The organism is Bergeyella anatis, assembly GCF_036016955.1.
Classification (GTDB): Bacteria; Bacteroidota; Bacteroidia; order Flavobacteriales; family Weeksellaceae; genus JAYWXI01.
Genome location: NZ_JAYWXI010000016.1, coordinates 16,102 through 40,786, shown reverse-complemented (window position 1 = coordinate 40,786; position 24,685 = coordinate 16,102). Strand labels below are relative to the sequence as shown.

Below are 24,685 nucleotides of genomic sequence, written 5' to 3'. Positions count from 1 at the left end.
TGTGTGTGTGTGTGTGTGTGTGTGTGTGTTTACACGATTATCCGAAACCACCAAATTTTTCGGTTGTTTTTTTTCGTTTTTTCGGATGTGATTGGGTCCCAAAAGCATAACAGAGCCAAATGTAGAAAACTATGAGGACATGCACAAGTTTTTTACCCTGATTTATTTCAATTTTCAGTTTCAAAAACCCTAAAAATCACAAAAAACCTTAGATTTCATTGGGTTTGTCGTAATAAAAAGCGGTTAAAAGCGGCTGACGATGCCCCAGTGAATTTTGGTATCCCGAAAACCTACGGCACGTCCAAACTCGCTGCCATTGGCAATCTGAAAGCTTATTAACCCAACGGGCAGGAAAAAATTAAATCCGAAGCCCATACTGTAAAGTTGGGGGCGGAGGTCTAAAGAAGAATGGCGGAGCCGTCCGTATTGGAAGAATACATCGAAAAAAGCTTGTTGCCAGATAAGGTAACGGTACTCTGCACCGGCATAATAATAGGCGTCTCCCAGTAGCGTGCGTTCATTGAAGCCACGCAGCGAGTTCCATCCTCCGAGACGGAAAAGTTCGTTGTAGGCTGGTGCGGTTTTAGCCGACATGAGAGTGGCCTCGCCTTTCAAATTGAGCCAATGGTTCCCCTTTAGAGGCCAGTTTTTTTCACCCGAAACGGCAAAACTATACTGGGGGTGGGGAGCGGGTTCATTGCCGTAACGAACATGGAGCAGGTGGGTTTGGAGGTTAATTTTCGTGTCATGCACGAACAGTTCCACGGCACTTGGCAACGCATAGTCGTACCACAGTCCGAACCCTTTTTTGCTGTAATCTTTGGTGAGAAGGGAGGTGGGAAGTGCAACGGTGGAGAGTTCGAGCGTTCCCCGGAAGCCTATTTTTTGACGGGTGTCGAGATGGTAATACAGCGAGGGAAAAAACTTTACGTTGGCGAAAGCCGAATCTTGCCGGAAAATGGTCAGGCTGGTCTGCATGCCGATATTGGATTTCAGAAGGTAGGGAAAATCGGTTTGCAAATCGAAAGTTTGACCACGCTCAGGGTTGCGTTGCCAATACAGTCCGATATGCTCAAAGCCATTAAAAATATTGCGAAACTGGAGGTGCAGGGTTCCGTTAAAACTGAATTTTTCGTTTTGATCGTTTCCAAAGCCTACAACCCCGTCGAAGGTGCTGGCTTTTCTTTTCTGGAGGAAAAGGTAAACCGTAGTCGAATCTTTGGTAAACAGCGTTTGAACAGGGCGTTCCAAAGAGAGGAACGGATGCGCTTGAAGGGTTTTCTGAAGGGCCGAAAGATTTCGGGATTCGTAGGGTTTTCCGAGGTATTCTTTTTCGAGGTTTTTCAGGAAACGGCGGGGGACTTGATTATAACCACGAAGGGCAAAGCCGTCAATGCGCCTTTGACTTCCGGCAATGACGGAGAGTTTAACTTTGGGTAAGCCCTGATTCAGTCCCTGATAGAGGGTTTTAATCCGGCTGAACGAATACCCTTTCGCTACGTATTGCTCGTGCAGTGTTTTTTTCAACGAATCCAAATTACGGGTAAATAATGAAGCGGGCAACCCGGAAAACCGAGCGAGCTCTTCCGAAAGGGTAACATGGGCTTTGTTGTAGTTGGGGCCTTTGTCAAAAAAGATTTCAACGTGTTGGCCGTTGGTACGAACCTCTTTGAGTTCTGTGAAAAAATAATGGTTCTGAGCCAAGGAATCCAGAAAGCGAATGGCCGAGGCTGAATCTTTTTTCGGGTAATGCGCCTGATTGCCGATGTCAATAAGCATATAAGTCCTTTGCTGGGCACCAATAAATGCGCAACAAAAGCTAAGAATTATGCTCCAAAACAGTTTCAAGCGACTAATCCATTTGGTTGTATTTTTTCATCAGGCTTTCGTAAAAGCGTTGCGGAAGAATCCATTTTAGAGGGACTCCTATTTTTTGCCCGGGTTTACCGAAGTAGTAGTGGGCTTTCCATGAGGTTTTGGAAAGCAACTTCTCCATGTATCGAGCGACTTCCTCGGGGGAGGAGCCTTCATTGACGTGGGCGTTCATCAGGGCGTAGACTTTTTCAAAAACTTTTTGGTAAGGTGCCGATACCTCCGAACGTACACGATGGTCGGCAATATTGGTTTTGATGTCGCCCAAATGGAGGGCACAAACCTCGATATTCCAAGGGTAAACCTCGTAACGGATGGCTTCGGTAACCTTGTCCAAAGCCGATTTTGAGGCCGAATAAAAACCTCTGAAAGGCAGTCCCATTTCCGAACCAATACTGGAAATATTGATGATTTTTCCCGCCGATTGCTTCCGCATTTGGGGCAGAACGGCATTCATGGTCTGCACGGCTCCTACCAGATTAAGGTTGAAAAGGCGTAGTATTTCGTCTTTTTTAGCGTCTTCCACGGCACCGACCATGCCCATTCCCGCATTATTGACGAGCAAGTCGATGCGGTCTTCTCGATTCAGAATTTGAGCGATGGCATTGCGGACTTGGCTTTCGTCCGTGATATCCGTGGCTAAACTCGTAAAGTGAGGGCTGTCCGCTGTTTTTCGGCTAAGGCCATAAACGTGATGTCCCTTTTTCCCAAAATACTCGGCTAAGGCAAAGCCTATACCGGTGGAGGTTCCTGTGATGACGATTATTTTTTTCAAAATTCTTTTTTTTGGTTAATGATTAAATAGGGCGGGTAACTTTCCCGAGATCTTCCCAAAAATTCGGATACGATTTTTCCACCACTTCGGGATGTTCGATTTCCAAGGGAGCAATCAGACAGAATGGAGCGAAGCTCATGGCCATGCGGTGGTCGTTGTAGGTAGCGATTGAAGGGCAGGAATGCGCCTCCTCAAACTTCACCGAACGGATGCTGTTTTCGGTTATTTCTGTACGGGTTCCGATTTTTAGGAGTTCGTTTTTAAGAGCGACGAGACGGTCGGTTTCTTTGACTTTCAGGGTTCCCAATCCGGTGATTTCAAAAGGGATTTTCAGACCGCTCGCCGTTACGCAAAGCGTCTGGGCAATGTCTGGGCAATCATTCATATCCAAAGCGATGCGTTCCGGAAAGGGGAAATGCTCCAATGGGGAAAGGGATATTGTGCTTTCATCGGAAAATTCAGTGATGATCCCGAAAAAGTTTTCGTAGAGGTTTGCCAAAGCAGAATCGCCTTGCAGAGAGTTTTTCTTGAAATGGTTTAGCTGAATGGGCTCTCTTCCAAGGGCGGCCAAAGAATAGAAATACGACGCCGAAGACCAATCGCTCTCCACAATAAAGTTTCGGATGGGCAGGGCTTTCCGAGTGGGTGAAATGCGGATGATGTTGTTTTCAAACGTTATATTTTCTCCAATAATAGCGGCAATCAGCTTTACGGTCATTTCCAAGTAAGGGCGGGAAGTGATTGTCCCCGTAAGATGAATTTCCAAACCGTTTTCCAAAGTAGTGGCCACCAGCAGCAGAGAAGTGATAAACTGACTGGAAATATGGGCGGGAATCTCTACGCAGTTTTTTGTGAGTTTTTTACCCTGAATTTTCAGAGGCGGGAGGCCTTCGTTTTCCAAATAGTCTATCGTTGCGCCTAAATCTCTAAGAGCTGTTACCAGATGATGGATAGGGCGTTCTTTCATCCTTTGCGAACCGGTGAGGGTAACAGTGCGGCCTTCTTGAACAGCAAAATAAGAGGTGAGAAAACGCATGGCCGTTCCTGCATGGTGAATGTCGATTACCGCTTGGTCTGACGCCAATGCTTTTTGCAGCAGTGCGGTGTCTTGAGCGTTAGAAAGGTTGTCTATTGCGAAATTTCCCCAAAGTTTTTGCAATATCAGAAGGCGGTTGGATTCGCTTTTAGATCCTGAAAGGGTGATGGTTTGATTGGGGGTAAGTTTGGATTTTGGAAGAAGCATTATTTTAGTTTTTCATTCTTTTGGTGGCGTTCTTTATCGCGTTCGGTTTTGATTTTCATTTTGTTATCAAAAGCTTTCTGCAAGTCTACTCCCGTTTGGTTGGCAAGGCAAAGGGTAACGAAAAGAACATCTGCCAGTTCTTCGCCTAAGTCCTTGGTTTTATCCGATGCTTTTTCGGATTGTTCTCCGTATCTGCGAGCGATGATGCGGGCGACTTCGCCTACTTCTTCGGTAAGGATGGCCATATTGGTCAGTTCATCAAAATAGCGGACACCAATGGTCTTAATCCATTCATCTACTTGGCTTTGAAGTTGGGTTATGGGCATAAAAATTAAAAAGATTAAAAGATTAATTAATCATTAATATAATTCTTCAAAAGGGATTTTAGCAGTACTATTTGTTCGTCTTTTGCTTGGATAAGTTTTTCGTAGATTTCTTTACTTTCTTGATGGAATTGGTCTATATTTCCAAAAGCATTTATATTGTTGTTTTGATTAAAAATCGTTTGTTTATTCAGTTCTAGGATATCGGCTACATCCATTTCCAGCACTTTAGCGATGGTGAAAAGCCTTTCCACATTGATTTTAGTAGAATTGTTTTCCAGCTTGGCATAGGAAGCCTGCGTGATGTCTAATTCGTGTGCCATATATTCTTGGCTATAGCCTTTCAGTTCTCTAAACTTTCTAATGTTTTTACTGATAATATCATTCATAATAAGAATATATTTATTGACAAAGGTAATAATTTATTCTTAAAGGTAATTATTTTAGGGTGGTTTTCTATTTAAATTCGTGGGAAAAAAATATGAAATGGATACCAAGGGCGATTTTATTTATAGTGGTTAAACTACTTTGCCTTTATCTTGGGATAGGAATAATTGAATTTTTTATAATATTTTTTATTTGTTTAGCTATTTTAGCTTTTATGGTAGGAGAGAGTGATAAGGCAGAAAAATGAAAATGATATCTCACAATAGTTATAAGACGGCTTCTTTCGTTTTACTTCTTATCTTGTATGCTGTATTCTTACGGGGAGCTAAAACAGATTTTGGGTTTGGAGTACTTTTTTACAAAATTCCTATATTTGTAAAAAATGGAGGTTATGGCAATTACGGATATTAATCAATTAGACCTTAATAAAACTTATTCTTACGCAGATTATTTACTATGGCAGGTAAAGGAAAAAATAGAACTTTTCAAAGGGAAAATTCTAGCAATGAGTCCTGCACCTGCTCGTTATCATCAAAAGATAGTAGGTAATATACACGGGATTCTTTTTCCTATTTTTAAAGGAAAAAAATGCGAGTTGTACACTGCTCCATTTGATGTAAGAATCCCTAAGCAGGACAAGGAAGATGATAAGATATTCACGGTGGTTCAGCCAGATTTAAGCGTGATTTGCGACCCTGAGAAATTAGATGAAAGAGGGTGCATTGGTGCTCCGGATTTGGTTATAGAAATCCTTTCGCCAGGAAATTCTAAAAAGGAAATGGATGTTAAGTTTACACTTTACGAAGAAGCGGGAGTTTTAGAGTATTGGATTGTACATCCTACTGAGAAAGTTGTTTGGATTTATGTTCTGGAAAATGGCAGATATGTTACCCATAAGCCTTTTGTGGAAGGAGAATTTTTGGTTTCTAAAAAATTCCCAGACCTGAAAATCAACACCGCTGAAATCTTTGAATAAGAGAGAAAAAAGACATTTAGAATGAATAAAAAAAGACGCCCGAAAGCGTCTTTTAGTCATTTAATAAGCCCCGATGCCTTTATCCTTGATAGGGGAATCCTCTTTCAGTCTAAGATTCATCTTGGTGATATAATAGCTGATGAATAGTGGGTCTTCGTTTTTGATGGCGTTGGAAATGTTGGCATTGCCCTCAAACTCAAAACCTGCCGTGCTATCCATATTGAATAAGAGATTAGCAAAAGTGTACTGAAAGCTTTGTCCTGTGGTAGGAGCGAGCTGTATGGCATTGCTTCTACCCGTATAGAGGATGGAGTTTTGAACATTCAGCGTTAGGGCACCATATTCTTTATCGCCATTAGGGTTGGTCCATTCGTTGGATGCCGAGAGGGCTAAGGCAGGTAAAGCACCATTCATCTGCCAGTAGTTGGCTAAGGTACATTTATTGAGTTGGATATTCCCCCCTTTAAAGATGCTTAGGTCTGCTTCGCCACAGTTGTTCATTACCATATTTTGAGCCTCTATAGCGGAGGCAACGGCTTTGATGCCAAAATTTTGGAAGGTGTGGATAAGGGTGTTTTTCACCGTAGCCGTGGCATTGTGCAACTCCAGACCATTGGTTCCACCGAAGATTTTAGCGTGTTGGATATTGGCAACGGCACCATCTTCTATGCGAATGCTATTCCAGTTGGCAGGGATGGTATCATAGCGAGGGTCGTTTCTTTCGCCTCTTAGGATGACCTCTTCTCCCAGACTTCCAGAGATATTCAGGGTGCTGTTTTTGGAAATTTTCAGTCCAGAATTTTTTGCGAAATAGACTTTAGTCCCTTTTTCTATCGTTAATGATTTTCCTTCCGCCACAGTTAGATCGCCATAGATGATTTTCGCTTTCCTATTGTCCCAAGTGGTATTTTGAGTAAGGATATTAGGGTGGTCTGAAGTCTGAACGAAAAACTCTGCATCTTGCACTACTGAAAGTAGGGTGATGTGTTGCTGGGTGCTAAACAAGATTCTGTCTTCTGCAATGGCTTCGGTAGCGGTGGCAATGGGAGCAATTTCTACAAAAATGTAGAGACTGTCTTTTTTCCTTAAAGGGATGTTGCTAAACTCCGTACCGGATTTTCCATCGATATTGATGCGATAGGGGGATTGATTGCCACCTTCCAGACGGATACGGGGAATCCGCAGGTCTTTGTCTTCGTCGTTATAGATTTTTAGGGCGTAAGTTTCGGAGCGAACTTGGCTGTAGACGGTGTCCAAGGTTAGGGTATCGTGGGAAAACCGCAGTGCTTTGGAGGGTTCTTCAAAATGAAAATCGTCTTTGCGGCATCCCAGCACGACGGTAAGGATGAGCAAGAGCGCCAAAAGGAGAGGTTTATTCGGCATGATAGTTTGGAAGGTTGGTTTATCAATCAAAGTTCAAAGGTCAAATTTAGATATTTTTAGGTAAATCTATTCATCTAAAAAATATTACGACGAGAGTTTTGATAAATAAAAAAATATTTTTAATTTTGCGGTCTGAAATTTACCCGATGAAATGTCCATTACCATTTCGTCAAAACACTCAAAAAAATAAATTTTTAGAAATTAAAAAAATTATGAAAAAAGGAATTCACCCGGAAAACTATAGGCTTGTTGTTTTCAAGGATATGAGTAACGACGAGATGTTTTTGTGCAAATCTACTGCGGAAACCAAAGACACGATTGAATACGAAGGAGAAACTTATCCTTTGATTAAAATGGAGATCTCTTCTACCTCTCACCCTTTCTATACTGGTAAAGTGAAATTGGTTGATACAGCGGGTAGGGTAGACAAATTCATGAACAAGTACAAAAAATTTGCGAAGTAATTTTTCGGATTTTGACGATAAAGGATGCCTTTCAATTTTTGAAAGGCATTTTTGTTGTAATTTTGCGATTAGGGCCCTTAGGGCTTCTTACTTTTTTCTTTAATTTTTTATTCTTTACAGATGATGCTTCAACTTGTTTTTTCAGATGCGCAATATTGGGAGGATTTTCTTCCTTTAACGTTCACTCGTCCGGTATCGGAGATGCGGTGTGGGATACTGACGTTTTCCGAGCGTTGGCAGAGGCTTTTGCAAACCGATCGGGTGGCTTTTCTTACAGAGGATTTCTTGCAGGAAAAGTACCCGGCTCCGGAGCGTGGGGAGAGTCTTTTTGTTGTACCTAATTTTCTTCCTTCTGAAGCCGTTTTATCTCAGATTCGATCGTTAGCGATGGGGGAGGCTTTGGTGTATGAGGATGAACTTTTGGCGGCCAAGGTGGATATGGCGAACTTTAGCCTGAGTCAAATCGAAAAAATGACGGAAGTGGAGGAAGAACTACTGTTTTTCAGGCAGCCGGTGGACTTATTCCGTTATAACGATCGGGCGATTGACTTTGATTTTGCTTTGCTTACGAAGGGACGGACTTCGGCTCCGCTTTCGAAGACCAATGGTCTTTTGGGGGATGCCGCCGATCTTTTTATTGAAGAAGGGGCGCAGGTGGAGTTCTCAACACTGAATACTAAAACGGGAAAAATCTATATAGGGAAAGATGCGGAAGTGATGGAGGGGTGCCATTTGCGAGGGCCGATTGCCTTGTGCGAGGGCGCTAAGTTTAACTTGGGCGCTAAAGTTTATGGGGCTACGACGATAGGGCCGCATTCGAAAATTGGCGGTGAGGTCAATAATATTGTGGTTTTTGGGTACTCCAATAAGGGGCATGATGGTTTTGTAGGGAATTCGGTGATTGGGGAGTGGTGTAATCTGGGGGCGGATACCAATTCGTCTAACCTTAAAAACAATTATGCTAACGTTAAACTTTGGAATTACAAGAAAAAACGTTTTGTGGATACGGGGCTTCAATTTGTGGGGCTGGTTATGGGGGATCATGCGAAAACGGCAATTAATACCCAGCTGAATACGGGCACGGTGGTGGGCGTAGCAGCGAATATTTTTAAGAGTGGTTTTCCGCCGAATCTTGTGGAGGGTTTTAGCTGGGGCGGGATGAAAGGGGACGAAAAGTTCCGACTGGAGAAGGCTTATGAAGTGGCGGAGAAAGCGATGGCGAGGCGTAAGGTTGTTTTGGGTGAAGCCGATAAGGCGATTTTGAAATACATTTACGAAACATACTGATTAAGAGCATGATTTGATGCGCCGGAGTTTGGGACTTCGGCGTTTTTTTTATTTTTTTTAAAAAAAGAGTATAAGGGATGTAACGGAATTGGTTTTTGGATTGTCTTATGAATGGAAACTAAAAAACTATGACTCACGAAACATTCAGAGATACGGTATTCTGTCTTCGGGACGAGATGTATCGTTTTGCGAAGCGTTTGGTGGGAAGCGGGGACGAGGCGGAGGACGTGGTTCAGGAGTTGATGCTTAAATTTTGGCAGATGAAGGAGCAATTGGCGTCTTATGCGAATTTGAAATCGTTTGCCATGAAGTGCGTGAAAAATGAATGCTTAAACCGATTGAAGCATGAAGAGGTCAAGATGGGGTTTGTCCAGTTGCAGCTGCACCATAATGAGCAGTATCGTCCGGCTGTCAATAATCTTAAAGACGAAATTCTTCGGTATATCGAGGCACTTCCGCAGAAGCAAAAAATGGTGATTCACCTTAAGGATGTGGAAGAATACGAGGTGGGAGAGATAGCGGAGGTTTTGCAGATGGAAGAAAATGCGGTTCGGGTTAACCTGATGAGGGCAAGGCAGAAGATAAGAGAAAAGATTACACAATTGATGCAATATGAACAAAGAACAATTACAGGATAAATACGATGACGTTTTTCGTGATTTGAAAGGCGAGAAAATGGATTGGGATTTTGATGCTTTTTTGAGGGAGGCGGAAAATCTTCAATCTGAGGTTGGTGAGAAGCCGTTTCGGAAACGCTCGCTACGTTGGTGGTATGGGGTGGCTGCGGGGTTGGTTTTGGCGGTAGGGCTGGGAGTGATGTTGATGCTCTCGGAGGCGGGGCAACCGGGGATGGATACTCGACTGGTTCAAAAGCGGGTTCTGGAGCACGGGGCGTCCGGGATTGTCGGGGGAGAAATGGCAAAGGTTCAGGATTCGTTGCTTTCGGTTCAGGATTCTTTGGTTCGATCCATCAGTAGCGACCAGGAGGCTGAAGCGGTGATGAACAAAATCCTTCCCAAACGTCATCGGCTAAAGAAGACTAAAAAACAACATTATGCATCCCGGGAACCTCGGAAAGAGAAGAATAAAGGATACGAAGGCGAATTTGTGATGGTTAACGGGTACGAGATAAAGGACGAGAAGGAGGCGGTTGAGGTGGTTAAATACTCTTTGCATTTGTTTAGCGATAAGGTTTCGCAGACGGTGGCTGCGGCGAATGTGTCAGGGGGGTACGGGGAAGATTTTTAACAGATAAAATATTAAAAGGTCATGAGAAAGATTATTTTGTGGTTTATGTTTTGGGGTGGATTGGGGCTGATTCAGGCTCAGAATCAGTCGCTTAGTGATTTTTTTGAAAAGCATGAGGGGGCAGAAGGCGTCACTTCAATTACGATTGCCAAACCGATGTTTGGGATGTTGGGAAAGATGGATTTGGGCGATACGGATTTTGAGGCTATTAAGCCTGTTTTGAATAAGATTAAGGGGCTACGGATTTTGGTTTTTCAAAAACCTTCGGATACGTTGGGGCTTAAGGACGAGAATAAACTTCAGGAGAGCAAAAGGCTTCAAACGGAGGTGGCTTCGCTGTTGGAAAACCTAAATTATGATGAGTTGATGACGGTTAATCGTAAGGAGGGAAAAATCCGTTTTTTGGCGGGGAATGTATTGGACGGGGTTTTGGATAACCTTTTGCTCAATATCCATTCGCCTCAGGGGAGTGTGTTTATGCTATTGGAGGGCAAAATTTCCATGGAGGACGTCAATCGTTTGGTCAACGAAGAACAAGGGAAGAACGATCAGAATAAAGGGCGTGTTCCTTTTTCGAGGATGGAAGAGCGTAAGGTAGGGGCTTTTAAAGGGGTTGAGACTTCGGCAGGCATTAGGGTTCGTTTTAAGCAAGGGAATGCTCATCGGGTGGTGTTGAAAGCCGGAAACCCTCAGTGGCTGGAAAATGTGTCAACGCAGGTAGAAAATGGGGTGCTTAGGATTCGGTTTCAAGCAGTGCCGGGGGTAAGGTCTGTGGTTGGGAGTTTGGATGTGGAGGTGGAAGCTCCGGATTTGGAATCGGTGGAGTTGTCTTCCGGGGCTAAGTTTTGGGCTGATGGTCCCCTTTCGGCGGAGCGTTTTCGCGTTGCGGTCAGTTCGGCGGCTCAATTTGATGCCGCGTTGAGCGTGAAGCGAACGGTTGAGGTTGACGCGAGTTCCGGAGCTGTCGTAAAGGGCAGGATTACGGCGGAGCAACTGAGAATACATTCAAGAAGTGCCAGCCAAATAACTCTCGAAGGGCAGGTGGATCGGGCGGATTTTCAAGTTTCTAGTGCGTCGTCGGTGGAGGCCTTGTCTTTGTTGGCGCGTGAGGCTGAGGCTCGGGTATCTTCCGTGGGGAAACTCAAAACTTACGTGACCGAAAAGCTTTGGGCGGAAGTTTCTTCGAACGGAGCTGTATATTATGGCGGTAAACCAAGGACGGTTGAGACTAAAAGGGAAATGAATCAAAATGGGATATTGCGTCCTTTGTAGTTTTTAAATTGTAGTTTGTATGCGACGATTAATTTTTGTTTTCGGGCTTTGTTTGGCGGTTTTGCAGTCTTGTGCGTCTTCGAAATTTTCCGATTCTCCTTTTTCGGATTTAACCGATGCGGAAAAGAAGGAGGTGGTAGGGGTTAATGTTCCCACGTGGTTGATTAAACCTTTTTTGAAGCAAGCCATGAAGAAAGACGAGGAAGCCAGGGCGATGCTGCCTTTGGTTAAGAAAATCAATAAGGTAAGGATGATTACGATACAGAATGTTGAGGCTTCTCGGGCGAATGCCATCGTTGGTTCGCTGAGTCATCAGGGTTATGAGGAATGGATGACGGTTAAGCATCAGACGGGCGTGATTGGGTTTCACGTTAAGCAGGAGGGCGATGTGATTCGGCGGTTTTTTATTTCGGTACGCTCGGATCGCCAGTTGGTTTGTGTGGATGTTTTGGGGAAGTTGAGGCCGGAGGATCTTTCGCTTATTATCCGAGAGGCGGAGAAGGCTTCTTTTTAGGGGGAAGGCTTCTTTTTTTTGAAACTCATTCAATTTTCATATTCATTAGGAAAGATCGCTTCTTTATGGGGCGGTCTTTTTTTGTGCGGGTTAAATTTTTATTAAATAAAGCGAATAGGAATGAAGTTTGGAAAAAAAACTATAATTTTGCAAAGAAAGTCAAGATGTCTATTCACAACAAAATCGTAGAGAAAGCCATTACTTTCGATGACGTACTTCTTATTCCCTCTTATTCGGAGGTGTTGCCTAATCAGGTTTCTTTAAAGTCCAGACTTTCCGATAAAATTACGCTTAACGTACCGATTGTTTCGGCGGCGATGGATACCGTAACGGAGGCGGATATGGCAATTGCGCTGGCCAGGGTTGGCGGATTGGGCTTTATTCACAAAAACATGACGATTCAGGAGCAGGCGGCTCAGGTGAACAAGGTGAAACGTTCCGAAAACGGGATGATAGCCGATCCGGTCACGCTTTCTAAGGATCACACGTTGGGCGAGGCCAAAGCGTTGATGGCGAAATTTAAAATTTCGGGACTTCCGGTGGTGGATGCGGATAACAAACTGATAGGGATTATTACCAATCGGGATGTGAAATATCAAGAAGACCAAAGTGCCAGGGTGGAAGCGCTAATGACCACGGAGAATCTTGTTACTTCGGGGAAATCCACGACATTGGAAGACGCTAAAAATATTCTTTTGGCCAATCGGGTGGAGAAGCTTCCTATTGTGGATGACGATTTTAGGCTTGTGGGGCTTATTACGATTAAAGATATTGATAATCAGTTGGAGTATCCTAATGCCAATAAGGATAGAAACGGTCGTTTGATTGTGGGAGCTGGTGTTGGGGTTGGCGAGGATACGATGGAGCGGGTTTCGGCTTTGGTGGATGCCGGGGTGGATATTATTGCCATTGACTCGGCGCATGGCCATTCCAAAGGGGTTTTGGAGAAAGTGAGAGAAATCCGTCGTGCTTTTCCGGAGTTGGATATTGTGGGGGGGAATATTGTAACGGCGCAGGCGGCGAAGGATCTTATTGATGCCGGGGCCAATGTGGTGAAGGTTGGTGTGGGCCCGGGGTCTATTTGTACGACTCGGGTGGTTGCGGGAGTAGGAGTGCCTCAGCTTTCGGCGATTTATAACGTTTACGAATACGCTAAAACCAGAAATGTAACGGTAATTGCCGACGGAGGGATTAAACTTTCGGGGGATATTGTCAAGGCGATTGCAAGCGGAGCGGGAGCGGTGATGCTGGGGTCTTTACTGGCGGGTACGGACGAGGCTCCGGGAGAAGAAATTATCTTTCAGGGGCGTAAATTTAAGTCCTATCAGGGGATGGGCAGTTTATCGGCCATGAAAAGAGGAGGAAAAGAACGCTATTTCCAGAGCGAAGCCAAAAAATTTGTTCCGGAAGGCATTGAGGGTCGCGTGCCGCATAAGGGTAAATTGGAAGATGTTATTTTTCAGCTTACCGGAGGGCTTCGAGCTGGTATGGGGTACTGCGGTGCAGGGGATATTGTAACGCTTCAGAATGACAGCAAGATGGTGATGATTACCGGAAGCGGGCTTAAAGAATCGCATCCTCACGATGTGATTATCACTCAGGAGGCGCCAAACTACTCCTTGTAGGTGGGGCTAATCTTCGGTTTTTTATTTTGATTGGAAAAATCGGGGGATCAAAAAAAAAAATTAGGAACTTTGTCTTCGTTTAACGGAGACAAAGTTTTTTTATGAAAAAAATAATGGGCCTATTGGCGGGTATAGGATTGATTTTAATGACGGGATGCGTTTCTTCTTTACCTTCGGTTGCGACGCCTAAGCAGAGGACGGCCGAGGCTATGGAGGCTGCGGAGTTTGCCGAACTGATGAAACAGGACTCGCTAAACAAAGACCGGGTGGTGGCGGAGTCTTTGGATTTGTTGCTTAATGATGAGGTTTCGGGTCGGCGTATTTCGGTGATGATTAATAATCATACGGATTGTAATATTATTGTCAGATTTTCGGGGGATCGGTTTTATAGTTTGCCGATAGCAAAAAGAAGCAAAAATTTTATTGTCATTGAGAAAGGAGATTATGTTTTGGGAGCGAATTTATGCCGTGCGAGGTATACGGTATCCAAAACGTTTACGGACAGCGTAACCATGACGCTTAGCGAACAGTAGTGGAAAAGAAAGACACGAATGAAATTTTCCTAAAAAAAAACAACCGTTTCGAAACGGTTGTTTTTTTAGCTTTAAGGCTTTTCGGGGGATTCTTTTGGGGGATTGTTTAGTTTTTCTTTTAATTGTTTGAGGCGGTGTGCACTGATGGTATTGCTTTTCTCGATGTCTTCTTTGGCGTAGAGGCGGTATTGGTTTTCGGTGCGTTCCATCAGATGGTCGTAGGGGCCTACGGAAGAGATGAGTTTTACCAGTACGGGGGCGATTTCCAAACACACAAAGAGTCCCATGATGAACATGGAGGCGAGAGCCATGATGGGGGATTTTTGTCCGAGTTCGTCTAAGGCTTGCAGTCTTGCGGCAAAGCCGGTAAAGCGGTCTTCGATAACCTCGGTGTTTTTTCGTTCGGTTTCGATATTGGAGTACACTTTGGAGATCTCTTTATCGAGGTAATTCAGTCGGGGGGCGATTTGGGCTTGGTAATTTTCCAAATCGGCTTTGCGTTGTTCTTTTAGTTGTTGTTTTCTCTTTGCGTTGGGGCCGAAACCTTCTTTTCCTGAGGTTAATCCGGTTTTGGTGCCCAGGATTTCTTTTTCCAGTTCAATGGCGGCCGAATCGTATGCGGCTTGGTATCGGGCGAGGGTTTCGGCGATTTGTTTTTTTTCGGTTTCAAAAGGGCCGCTTTGTTTTAGGATACGGTTGTTTATTTCGGCTTGCAGTTGGGTTTTGTTTCTTTGGATGATGGTATTGAGTTGTTTGTTGACTTCTTTTTCAAAGATTTTCAGTTCGAGTGGTTTGGAAATGATAATGCCAAGGAAGGCGGCCAAAACCAATCGAGGGATGGCCATTAGCAGCTGGCTCCACCAAGAGCCTGTTTTTTTGATGGAAGCTACGATGTAACGGTCGAGATTGAAAATCATAAGCCCCCAAATCAATCCGAAGCCAACGGCGGCCCAGAGGTTATCAAATACCGTGTAGAGGGCGTAGCCTGCGGAGAGGGATGCAAAAAGGGCGGTGAAAAAAATGACTCCGCCAATGCCCGAAAATTTGTTCCATTCGCTGGGCGATTTTTTTAAAATGTGGAGGTTACTTCCGCTGCAGAGTAATAGGAACTTTTGCAGGGGGTTGATTCGGAGGGGATTATTTTTATTCAGAGATTGATTCATTTTCTTTGATTTTTGAAATAAGTCTAAAACGGCTGAATGGTGTTACACGAAGGATCTTATGCGAAATAAGTGCCGAAAAGTTTTTGGGGGCTTTTTTTAGTGTGAAATCGAAATTGGCGTCGCGGTGAGGCGGGCGGAAAAAGACCAAGGAATGGGAAAAAGCGTAGGAGGGAAACGAAATTGGAGGGGGATTTTTTTGTAATTGTTCTAAATAAGTTTCGCGGTTAGGGGAGCTATTTAAGTTTTGCGTAACTTTACGACAATAAAAATACAAACCAAATGGCATTCAAATACGGGGAACCATTTCCCATTACAAAAGACGATACAGCGTACCGTAAGTTGACCTCCGATTTCGTGAAAGTGGAAAAGCTGGGCGATCGGGAGATTCTTGCGGTGGATCCTAAGGGCTTGGAGTTTCTTGCGGAGAAGGCGATGGAGGATGTTTCTTTCAAGTTGCGTTCGGCACATTTGCAGAGTCTTCGGAATATTATTGATGATCCGGAAGCGACCGATAATGATCGGTTCGTGGCTTACAACCTGTTGCAGAATGCGGCAGTGGCGGTTGAGGGGGCTTTGCCTTCTTGTCAGGATACGGGGACGGCGATTTGTGTGGCCAAAAAAGGGGAAAATGTTTACACGGGAGTTGATGATGCAGAGCACTTGAGCCGTGGGATTTACAACACGTTTCAAAATAAAAACCTGAGGTATTCCCAAGTGGTGCCTTTAACGATGTTTGAAGAAAAAAATTCGGGCTCGAATCTTCCGGCTCAGATTGATATTTATGCCAAAAAAGGCGATAGTTACGAGTTTCTTTTCCTTACCAAAGGCGGGGGATCGGCGAATAAAACTTTTTTGTATCAGAAAACCAAATCGTTGTTGAACGAAAAAACGCTTACCGAATGGATTAAAACGGCCATTATGGACTTGGGAACGGCAGCTTGTCCGCCTTACCATTTGGCGTTGGTTATAGGGGGGACTTCTGCGGAGGCTACCATGGCAGCGGTTAAAAAAGCGTCGGCTAAATATTACGATAATCTTCCTACGACGGGGGATGAGACGGGGCGTGCGTTTCGGGATTTGGAATGGGAGAAAAAAATCCAGCAAATCTGTCAGGAGTCGGCAATTGGTGCTCAATTTGGCGGGAAATACCTTACGCATGATGTTCGGGTCATTCGATTGCCGAGGCATGCGGCGAGTTGTCCGGTTGGGATGGGGGTGTCTTGTTCGGCAGACCGAAACATTAAGGCAAAAATCACCAAGGAAGGTCTTTTCTTAGAGCAGTTGGAAGAAAATCCGGCGAGGTTTTTACCTGAGACGCCTCCGCATTTGGAGGAGCCGGTTTCGATTGATTTGAACCGTCCTATGGCTGAGGTTTTGGCGGAGTTGTCCAAGTATCCAATCAAGACTCGCTTGAAGCTCAACGGAACCCTTATCGTGGCCAGGGATATTGCCCATGCGAAGATTAAAGAATTGATTGATAGCGGTAAGCCGATGCCGGAATACTTTAAAAACCATCCGGTTTATTATGCAGGGCCAGCCAAAACGCCGGAGGGGATGCCTTCGGGAAGCTTCGGTCCGACGACGGCGGGGCGGATGGATGTTTATGTGGACGAATTTCAGGCGCATGGCGGTAGCATGATTATGCTGGCGAAAGGAAATCGGAGCAAAGAAGTGACGGAAGCTTGTGCAAAACACGGCGGATTCTATTTGGGTTCTATCGGCGGTCCTGCGGCGGTATTGGCGAAAGAGAATATAAAGTCTGTGGAAGTGGTTGATTTTGAAGAGCTTGGAATGGAGGCTGTAAGGAAGATTGAGGTCGAGGACTTCCCGGCTTTTATTATCACGGATGACAAAGGAAATGATTTCTTTGCTTCGATTGCCCACTAAGCATAGGTTTTGGAAGTTCGTATTTTTTTTAATCAGAAGTGAAATTTGTCCTGTTAAAATTTTCTAAATACAGGAAAAAAAATTAATTTTGCTGAAAATCTTAAGAAGATGCTAGTAATATTAGAATTGTGGCCCTTTTACCAATTTTTGTGGTTTCTGTTTTTCGTTATCATGTTCTTGGTAGGCTTTTGGTGTATTTTCATGTTCTTTGGCGTGGTTATCCCAATGTGGCTTACGGAGGGACTGGCGGAGTATTTTGGTAAAACCAAGCCGTTTGATCCAGAACAGATTCGTCGTAAGACTCTTCCCGAGCAAGGAGCAGAAGTCATTTACAGCAATCCGAAAGGAGACGGGCCGTTTATCCATCATCACGATCATCATTAATTTGGTGATATCGCTTCCCCGCCTTATTTTCGGGAGAAGGGATACTCAAAGCAAAACAATATATATCGAGTCGCTATCGTTTGATAGCGGCTTTTTTTATTAAGTTTTGTTAACATATAAGGGGGATGCAGGCGGCATCATGTAAATTTGCATTAGTTTAAGCATTTGACAGATGGATTTTTATATCTTTATTATCGGTGTGTTAATGTTGCTGGCGGTATTGGATCTTATTGTGGGGGTGAGCAACGATGCGGTTAATTTTCTCAATTCGGCCATAGGGTCTAAGGTGGCCTCTTACCGTACGGTAATTATGATTGCCATTGCGGGGATTATTATTGGCTCGGTGTTTTCCAGTGGTATTATGGAGATTGCGAGGAAGGGGATTTTCTACCCTCAGCATTTTACCTTTGATGTTTTATTGGTGGTTTTTTTGGCCGTCATGCTGACGGATATTGTACTGTTAGATATATTCAATAGTTTGGGGCTTCCTACTTCCACGACGGTTTCCATTGTCTTTGAGCTTTTGGGAGCATCTTTGATGGCGGGGATTTTGTTTTCCATGAGCAAGAACGATAGTATTGGAGAGATTTGGAAGTACATTAATTTTGAAAGTACAGGGACAATTGTCTCTGGGATTTTTCTTTCCATTCTGATTGCCTTTACGGCAGGGGTGTTGGTGCAATATTTTTGCAGGTTGCTTTTTACATTTCAGTACGAGGCTAAAATTAAACAGCTTGGCGCTTTGTTTTCGGGCATTGGGATTACGGCGATCGTTTATTTTCTTCTTATTAAGGGACTAAAAGGAACGACGCTGCTTTCCGGAGAAATATCGGGTTTTATCCGGGATAATACGCTTCCGATTATCATTTTTATTTTTACGATATCCACTTTGCTTTTGTTTGCGATGCAGAGGCTTTGGGGGATTAACCCTTTGAAAATAGTGGTTTTGGCGGGGACTTTTTCTTTGGCCATGGCTTTTGCGGGAAATGATTTGGTGAATTTTATTGGGGTTCCGATCACGGGATTGCTGGCTTATCAGAATTGGATGGAATCCGGTTTACCTTCTTCGGAATACTATATGGGGTATCTGGCGGGAAGCGATGTCATTGTGCCTAATTATATGCTGTTGATGGCCGGGGTGGTTATGGGGCTTACGATTTGGTTTAGTGCCAAGGCTAAAAAAGTAACCGAAACGGAAGTTTCGCTGGGGCGTCAGGATGAGGGGGAAGAAAAATTCCGTCCCAATGCAGTTTCGCGAAGTATTGTGAACTCGTCCATTACCTTTAGTAAAATTTTCGGGGTGATTATTCCTTCTTCTGTAACGAAACGCTATAATACGAGTTTTGAGAAGAAGAAGCTTCAGGAGGCGGTAACGACAGACCAACCGGCTTTTGATTTGATAAGGGCATCGGTTAATTTGGTCATGGCTTCCATTATTATTGCTTGGGCGACCTCTAATAAACTTCCTTTGTCTACAACGTATGTTTCGTTTATGGTGGCTATGGGAAGTTCTTTGGCGGATAAGGCTTGGGGGCGGGATAGCGCGGTGTACCGGGTGGCGGGCGTTTTGTCGGTTATCGGCGGGTGGTTTATTACGGCGCTTATTGCGTTTAGTGTGTCGGCTTTATTTGCCTTGGTGTTGTATAAGGGCGGGCAGATTGGGGCTTTTGTTTTGATGGGGCTGGTTTTGCTTTATATTGTGGTTTCTCAGATTCAGTTCAGTCAGAAGGAGAAGAAATCGAAGAAAACCAAGGACCGCCTTAAAGTTTTGGATCAGAAGGATTTGGATACGGTGCAGAAATATCAATCTTTGGTTAGTGCGACGATTTCGGAAATTGCGGCCAGTTATAATACGGTTTTGGATGGTTTGATTACTGGGAATATTGCCAAGTTGGAACAAGCGAACAAGACGTTGGTGGATTTGGAGCAGCACGGGTATCATGTTCGTACCAAGAGTATAAAATACTTAAAATCGTTGGAGGCTAATGATAAACTGACCTCTCAGGTGATTGTTCTCAGTAGCGATTTTATTCAGGATTTGTCGCAGTCGACTAAGTTTTTGAGTGATGAGGCGATGTTTTATGTCAAAAATCTTCATGAAATTACCGACGAGGCGTTTTTGGAAGATCTTAAGACCTTGGATCGAAAAATGTATCATTTTTTTAATTTGGTATTGGTTTCTTTGGAGCAGACGGAGCATGAGGATTTGGAAACGGTACGCAAAACGAGGAATGATGTGAGGGCATTTATCAATGACAAGCTGGATGCGCAAATTCTTAACATCAACGAAGCCAAACCGAGCACGAAGGAGGGGATTTTGCAGACGAATGTTTTTTTGCAGAGTCGGGATATTCAGGCGGTGTTAATGCGTATTTCAAAAATGTTTTTGCGTTTGTACGATAAAAAGATACCGTCGGTGGGTGGCGGAACCGAAACGGAATAAACGGGATTTTTTACGGAAACGGTCTTTCTTTTGGGAAAGCCGTTTTTTATGAAAGAGGGTGGAGTTTGCTGTTTTTACGAAGAGCATCTGTTATCTTTTCCCTATCTTTGCATCCGTTAAAAACCAAATCCCGCTATGGCGGGACGAAATCGAAATTAAAGAAATGGCAAAGTCTCTGATTCCAAAATTAGAAGCAATTAAACAGCGTTACAATGAGGTAGCGGATCTTATCATACAACCCGATGTGATTTCGGATCAAAAACGTTACTCCCAGCTTAATAAGGAGTATAGCGATTTGGGCAAGATCGTTCGGGTTTACGACGAATACAAGGCGGCATTGGATACCATTGCGGAGTCCGAGGAAATCATTGCGGATGGGTCGGATCGGGATTTGGTGGATTTGGCAAAGATGGAAAAGCTGGAGGCTCAGGAGAAACTTCCGGGGTACGAGGAGGAATTGAAAGTGTTGCTTATTCCGAAGGATCCTGCGGACGATAAGAACGTGATTGTGGAACTTCGTGCGGGCACCGGTGGTGATGAGGCGGCGATTTTCGTGGAGGACGTTTATCGGATGTATGCGATGTATTTTAAGAGCAAAGGGTGGCGTCATGAGGTGACGGATTCCAATGAGGCATCGAAAGGGTATAAAGAATTGGTGATGAAAGTTGAAGGGGAAGGAGTCTACGGGATTATGAAATTTGAATCTGGAGTGCATCGTGTTCAGCGTGTTCCGGAGACGGAGTCTCAAGGCAGGGTCCATACCTCGGCGATTACGGTGGCGGTTCTTCCAGAGGCGGAGGAAGTGGATGTTGAGATTAATCCGGCGGATATTGAGATGCAAACGTCCCGTTCGGGAGGAGCCGGAGGGCAGAACGTTAATAAGGTCGAGACGAAGGTTCAGTTGACGCATAAACCGTCGGGGATTGTGGTGGTTTGTCAGCAGGCGCGTTCGCAGCTGGCCAATAGGGAGTTGGCAATGGAAATGCTTCGGGCGAAGCTTTACGACATCAAATTGCAGGAAGTAGTGGGAGATATTGCTGCACAGAGGAAAACCATGGTGTCTACGGGAGACCGTTCGGCTAAGATTAAGACGTACAATTACCCTCAAGGCAGGGTGACGGACCACCGAATCAACAAATCGATTTATAATCTTGACGGGTATATGAACGGCGACATTCAAGAAATGATTGATGCGGTGATTATGGCGGAAAACGCAGAAAAGATGAAAGGGGAAGAAGAAAATTATTAAACATTTTTTTGAGAGAAATAACACACGGGCGGCTCGGAATTTCCGAGCCGCCCGTGTGAGTTTATAAGTCACGGGAGGTCTTATCCCGTATAGGTATGGACGCTGTTTTGAGCGGTGGGCAGATAATTTACCCCGAACCAGCATACTAGCAAGAGAAGGAAGGCGATGATGATGATGTAGAATGGCGTGGCGGTTTCTTCATTTTTGAATTTGAAGCGGTAATGGATGTAGACCAAATACCCCAGCCAACTGATGAAGGCCCAGGTTTCTTTGGGGTCCCAGGTCCAATAATGGCCCCAGGCTTCTTTGGCCCACAAGGCACCGAATAATAGGCCCAACGTGAGGAAGCTGTAACCTACGTTAACGAGCTGATTCATTAGCTGGATGGTTTTGTCGGTGGATTGTTTCCGGTGGTGGCGGTAAACGCCGGCTAGGGCGACCAAGGTGGCCATACCAAACATGGCGTACGCGAAAATATAGACCACGACATGAGGCACGAACCAAACGCTGTGGAGGGCGGGCATTAAGGTTTTGTTAATGGTGTCGGGGTTAAAGTAGGTGATTAGGGTGAATACGGCAGCCATCACGATGGCATAATGCAGAATCCATTTTTGTTTATAGAGGAGGTAGAGCACTCCGCCGATAACCGAAATAAAAAAGGCATACCACAACCTTGTTTCGGCCAAAGTCCGCAGCGGTGGACGCTCCAAAGTGATCCATAAGCCGACAATGAAGCCTCCCATCAAAAGACTTCCTAAGCCGTGAAGCCCGACTGAGAGCCGCACGAGTGCCTTTTTCTTTGAAAATAAAAGGGCGGCAGAACTTAGCCATAGGGCTAATAAAACAAATACGATAGAACTAAAAATACTCCACATGATTACTTACGATTTTGAAATAAAAAACTAACGGTTCCTAACATGAGGATGAAGATGCCGATGTAGACCAAAGGCAACCAAGGATCCAATACCAGCTCCAAAACGCTGATGTCGGACCACCGTCCCAAATTTTCGTTGTAGCTTACTTGATAAATTTTCCATCCGTTGATTTTCAGCGGCTGGTTTACTAAAATTTCTCCTTCTTCTATTTTATCGTTGTCTTTTTGGTAAACCAAAACGTCGGATTGGTATTTTTTGGCTTCGGGCGGTGCCATCACGAGGGTTCGTTTCTCGCTCAATTTGACAACTTTGGGCGGAAACATGAAGTTGCCACAGGAGATCCATTCTTCTTTTTGTTCTTTGGTTTTTTTATTTTTTATGAGGACTTTAGCGGCGTTGGTGGCGCCCCACATCGGGTTTTTGCCGTATCGGTTTTCCTCTACGATAACAGCATTTTCGATGTATTCGATAAGGGTTACTTCCCAGTCTTCGAACGAATGTTTGGCGCCGGCTTTTTCCAACATGAAACCGTCGGGTTTGGCCTTGGGTACGGTTTCGCCTTTTTCGTCGATTAAGAATAGTTTGTTGGGATAGATGTCCATCCGGAATTTTTTCAATTCGAGGGCCAACGGCAGTTCTACGACGTGGCCGTGTTCGTCGGTTGCCCGCCATTCCGGTTGTCCTTCCTGAAGGGTCATTTTGAGTTTGGTCAGGTCGCCTTGCCCTAAGACTCCGGCAAACAACGCCAGCCAAAGCCCAAAATGGTTTAGGAGAAACGTGATGTTTTTAGTTTGGAAAACCAAGGCCCGTTTGAGGATGCTCAGCCAAAGATTCACCAAAAGGGCAAAGAAAATCAGGGCGAAATACCAAGTGGTGGTGATTTGGTTGATGCCTAATCGGGTGAGAAGAGTGTAGTTGGGGGAGTCGGGACTAATATTGAAAACCCCCAGACCGATGCTGAGAATCCCCATGACAATCGTTGTAACAATTGCAAAAGGCGAGCTGTCCAGCAGACCAATTATTTTTTTCTGTTTAAAAAAGTAAAAAAGCATGGTCCATAACAGCACGAAAGCGACGCCCGCTCCGATGTTGTAGGGGAAAGAAACATACTCTTTAGGGATGTTTCCAAAGAAATACTGGAGAGGAAAGCCCAGTACAAGCAGAGCCAAATTAATTATCAGGGCGTCCCTGAACTGGGTTCTGCTGCTTAAGGTATTTTCAAACTTCATACGGTTTTTGTTTTTACGGAGGTATAAAAATATAAAAACTCCCACAATCTTACTTTAGATGGTGGGAGCTAAAAAAAGAATCATCCTATTGTTTGGAGACTAGCACCCCTTTGTCTTTTGCTTTTTTAAGCCATTCGGGAACAACGGTTTTCATAAATCGGGCCTTATTGGCTTCTTCTTGGCGGATGTCCAGACCGATGAATTTCTGGGCTTTATCCTTGGTGCTTACGTCAGGCATAACGAATTTTCCGCTCAGGTTCTTTTTGTTGGCAATGTCATTCATCTTAGATTCGGCTTGAACGGCTAGATAAAGACCATCGCCTAAAATTCTTTGGGATTCCAGCGGCGCGTGGAAAGCGGCTCCGTGGGAAGCGGTAATGAAGTCCCACCGCCACTGAGATTTTCTTATCAACTCCAGAACGGGTTTCATTTCTTGCTCGGAGGCGTTGTTGTCCCAAAGGAATTTTGCCATTAGGTGGGCTTTGGTTAGTTGCTTTTCCAATCGGTTTCTTAACTGGAATACCATGTCTTGCCGTTCGTAAACGTTTTGGGCAAGCGTGCTTTCAGATTCCCGGTGGCATACCTGGCAGGTATTGTTGATGTTGGCCAGTGGGCTGGAAATATGGTGATCGGTGTATTTCACGCCGCCTTCGGATTTGTAAGGCATATGACAGTCGGAACAAGAAACGCCTCTTTGAGCGTGGATTCCCAAGTTGTAGACTTCAAAATCCGGGTGTTGAGCCTTTAAGATAGGCGCTTTACTGAGTTTATGAACAAAATCGACGTGTTTTACGTTATCGTAGTATTCTTCCATGTTTTCCAAAGACATTCCTTTGTCCCAAGGGAAAGTAAGGTACTTGTTGTCACCTTTGAAGTAGTATTCCACGTGACACTGAGCGCAAACCAAAGAACGCATTTCCTGATGGGATGCTTTTTTGATGTCTTTTCCCATTCTTTGGTAGGCTTCCACCAGAGCCGGACGGGTAATGGTAAGGTTCATGGTTTTGGGGTCGTGGCAATCGGCACAACCGATAGGGTTTACCACGTCGCTACCAAATTGGGACCATTTGGATTTGTAGAAATTCTCTACGCCCACTTGGTTCATCATTCTGGGAACATCGGGGCTTTTACAGGTCCAGCAGGTACCGGGCTGCACATCGGGATGGTCGGCATCGGGCGAGCCGGTTCTTAAAGTGCTCACCACATCTTTTACGGCATAGAAGTGTCCTCTTGGAGCCTTATAGTCTTTGGAAAAAGCATATCCTGCCCAAAGAATGACCATTTCGGGTCTTTCTTCCAACATATCGTCTGCATTGCTGCTCATGTGTTTGGAACGAAAAGTCGTATCGGCAGTTTTAGCCCAAGATTCGTATTCGCGGGGGTAAGCTTCGCCCCAAATTTCGTTTCTGGACTCGAAATCCTTAATGTTATTATTCGCTTTGGAAAGGTGCATAGACTCGGCTTTCCTTTGCATGATAGAATTAGCAAGCATCCCCAAGCCAAAAATCACCGCTCCCAAAAGTCCTACGATTAACCAATTCTTACGTTTCATA

The 24,685-nt window shown here is 44.5% G+C and carries 24 protein-coding genes; 14 read left to right on the top strand and 10 right to left on the bottom strand.

Annotated features, from left to right (window positions below; translation table 11 throughout):
- Positions 1-243: 243 nt before the first annotated feature.
- The 5 genes from VQ048_RS10425 to VQ048_RS10405 form a co-directional block, all read right to left on the bottom strand.
- Positions 244-1,779, bottom strand: a complete 1,536-nt coding sequence (locus tag VQ048_RS10425; RefSeq protein WP_327611628.1) for a BamA/TamA family outer membrane protein — start codon at positions 1,777-1,779, stop codon at positions 244-246.
- A 73-nt stretch (positions 1,780-1,852) separates the two neighbouring features.
- The gene (locus VQ048_RS10420) at positions 1,853-2,647 is read right to left on the bottom strand and encodes an SDR family oxidoreductase (RefSeq protein ID WP_327611627.1); all 795 of its coding nucleotides are present in this window, start codon (positions 2,645-2,647) and stop codon (positions 1,853-1,855) included.
- Between the two features lie 22 nt (positions 2,648-2,669).
- Complete coding sequence (locus tag VQ048_RS10415; protein ID WP_327611626.1) at positions 2,670-3,890, bottom strand: 3-phosphoshikimate 1-carboxyvinyltransferase; 1,221 nt, start codon at positions 3,888-3,890, stop codon at positions 2,670-2,672.
- Positions 3,890-4,216, bottom strand: coding sequence for a nucleotide pyrophosphohydrolase (locus VQ048_RS10410; RefSeq protein WP_327611625.1), 327 nt, complete (start codon positions 4,214-4,216; stop codon positions 3,890-3,892). The genes VQ048_RS10415 and VQ048_RS10410 overlap by 1 nt, the downstream gene beginning before the upstream one ends.
- Positions 4,217-4,242: 26 nt before the next feature.
- Entirely contained in the window at positions 4,243-4,602 is a 360-nt protein-coding gene (locus VQ048_RS10405) for a helix-turn-helix transcriptional regulator (RefSeq protein WP_327611624.1), read from the bottom strand.
- Between the two features lie 92 nt (positions 4,603-4,694).
- Here VQ048_RS10405 and VQ048_RS10400 point away from each other — a divergent pair, with 92 nt between their 5' ends.
- A complete protein-coding gene (locus VQ048_RS10400; protein WP_327611623.1) occupies positions 4,695-4,847 on the top strand; it encodes a hypothetical protein in 153 nt (50 codons plus the stop codon).
- A 144-nt stretch (positions 4,848-4,991) separates the two neighbouring features.
- Positions 4,992-5,576, top strand: a complete 585-nt coding sequence (locus VQ048_RS10395; protein WP_327611622.1) for a Uma2 family endonuclease — start codon at positions 4,992-4,994, stop codon at positions 5,574-5,576.
- 60 nt (positions 5,577-5,636) lie between these two features.
- Here the strand turns inward: VQ048_RS10395 and VQ048_RS10390 are convergent, their stop codons facing one another.
- Positions 5,637-6,989, bottom strand: a complete 1,353-nt coding sequence (locus VQ048_RS10390; RefSeq protein WP_327611621.1) for a hypothetical protein — start codon at positions 6,987-6,989, stop codon at positions 5,637-5,639.
- Between the two features lie 182 nt (positions 6,990-7,171).
- Between VQ048_RS10390 and VQ048_RS10385 the strand changes: the two genes are divergently transcribed.
- From VQ048_RS10385 to VQ048_RS10350, 8 genes are all read left to right on the top strand, one after another.
- Entirely contained in the window at positions 7,172-7,423 is a 252-nt protein-coding gene (locus tag VQ048_RS10385) for a type B 50S ribosomal protein L31 (protein WP_327611620.1), read from the top strand.
- A gap of 123 nt (positions 7,424-7,546) precedes the next feature.
- Entirely contained in the window at positions 7,547-8,710 is a 1,164-nt protein-coding gene (locus tag VQ048_RS10380) for a GlmU family protein (RefSeq protein WP_327611632.1), read from the top strand.
- A 128-nt stretch (positions 8,711-8,838) separates the two neighbouring features.
- Positions 8,839-9,348, top strand: a complete 510-nt coding sequence (locus tag VQ048_RS10375; protein ID WP_327611619.1) for a GFO_1088 family ECF-type sigma factor — start codon at positions 8,839-8,841, stop codon at positions 9,346-9,348.
- Entirely contained in the window at positions 9,323-9,958 is a 636-nt protein-coding gene (locus VQ048_RS10370) for a hypothetical protein (protein WP_327611618.1), read from the top strand. The genes VQ048_RS10375 and VQ048_RS10370 overlap by 26 nt, the downstream gene beginning before the upstream one ends.
- Positions 9,959-9,979: 21 nt before the next feature.
- Positions 9,980-11,230 (top strand): DUF4252 domain-containing protein, encoded by a 1,251-nt coding sequence (locus VQ048_RS10365; protein WP_327611617.1) that lies wholly within the window; start codon positions 9,980-9,982, stop codon positions 11,228-11,230.
- Positions 11,231-11,249: 19 nt separating this feature from the next.
- A complete protein-coding gene (locus tag VQ048_RS10360; protein ID WP_327611616.1) occupies positions 11,250-11,744 on the top strand; it encodes a DUF4252 domain-containing protein in 495 nt (164 codons plus the stop codon).
- Positions 11,745-11,908: 164 nt separating this feature from the next.
- On the top strand, positions 11,909-13,369 hold the full coding sequence (guaB, locus tag VQ048_RS10355) for an IMP dehydrogenase (RefSeq protein WP_327611615.1): 1,461 nt from the start codon (positions 11,909-11,911) through the stop codon (positions 13,367-13,369).
- A gap of 101 nt (positions 13,370-13,470) precedes the next feature.
- Complete coding sequence (locus tag VQ048_RS10350) at positions 13,471-13,902, top strand: DUF6759 domain-containing protein (RefSeq protein WP_327611614.1); 432 nt, start codon at positions 13,471-13,473, stop codon at positions 13,900-13,902.
- 71 nt (positions 13,903-13,973) lie between these two features.
- On the opposite strand, the gene VQ048_RS10345 is transcribed toward VQ048_RS10350, so the two are convergent.
- On the bottom strand, positions 13,974-15,065 hold the full coding sequence (locus VQ048_RS10345) for a DUF4407 domain-containing protein (RefSeq protein WP_327611613.1): 1,092 nt from the start codon (positions 15,063-15,065) through the stop codon (positions 13,974-13,976).
- 279 nt (positions 15,066-15,344) lie between these two features.
- On the opposite strand from VQ048_RS10345, the gene VQ048_RS10340 reads away from it, so the two are divergent.
- The 4 genes from VQ048_RS10340 (at position 15,345) to prfA (ending at position 21,028) form a co-directional block, all read left to right on the top strand.
- Entirely contained in the window at positions 15,345-16,952 is a 1,608-nt protein-coding gene (locus VQ048_RS10340; RefSeq protein ID WP_327611612.1) for a fumarate hydratase, read from the top strand.
- 108 nt (positions 16,953-17,060) lie between these two features.
- Complete coding sequence (locus VQ048_RS10335; RefSeq protein WP_327611611.1) at positions 17,061-17,336, top strand: hypothetical protein; 276 nt, start codon at positions 17,061-17,063, stop codon at positions 17,334-17,336.
- A 172-nt stretch (positions 17,337-17,508) separates the two neighbouring features.
- Positions 17,509-19,779, top strand: coding sequence for an inorganic phosphate transporter (locus VQ048_RS10330; protein WP_327611610.1), 2,271 nt, complete (start codon positions 17,509-17,511; stop codon positions 19,777-19,779).
- A 163-nt stretch (positions 19,780-19,942) separates the two neighbouring features.
- Positions 19,943-21,028 (top strand): peptide chain release factor 1, encoded by a 1,086-nt coding sequence (gene prfA / locus VQ048_RS10325; RefSeq protein ID WP_327611609.1) that lies wholly within the window; start codon positions 19,943-19,945, stop codon positions 21,026-21,028.
- An 80-nt stretch (positions 21,029-21,108) separates the two neighbouring features.
- Here prfA and ccsA read toward each other — a convergent pair whose 3' ends face one another.
- The 3 genes from ccsA to nrfA form a co-directional block, all read right to left on the bottom strand.
- Positions 21,109-21,903, bottom strand: coding sequence for a cytochrome c biogenesis protein CcsA (gene ccsA, locus VQ048_RS10320; protein ID WP_327611608.1), 795 nt, complete (start codon positions 21,901-21,903; stop codon positions 21,109-21,111).
- A gap of 2 nt (positions 21,904-21,905) precedes the next feature.
- The gene (locus VQ048_RS10315; RefSeq protein ID WP_327611607.1) at positions 21,906-23,132 is read right to left on the bottom strand and encodes a cytochrome c biogenesis ResB family protein; all 1,227 of its coding nucleotides are present in this window, start codon (positions 23,130-23,132) and stop codon (positions 21,906-21,908) included.
- A gap of 85 nt (positions 23,133-23,217) precedes the next feature.
- Positions 23,218-24,684, bottom strand: a complete 1,467-nt coding sequence (nrfA, locus tag VQ048_RS10310) for an ammonia-forming cytochrome c nitrite reductase (protein WP_327611606.1) — start codon at positions 24,682-24,684, stop codon at positions 23,218-23,220.
- Position 24,685: the final 1 nt, after the last annotated feature.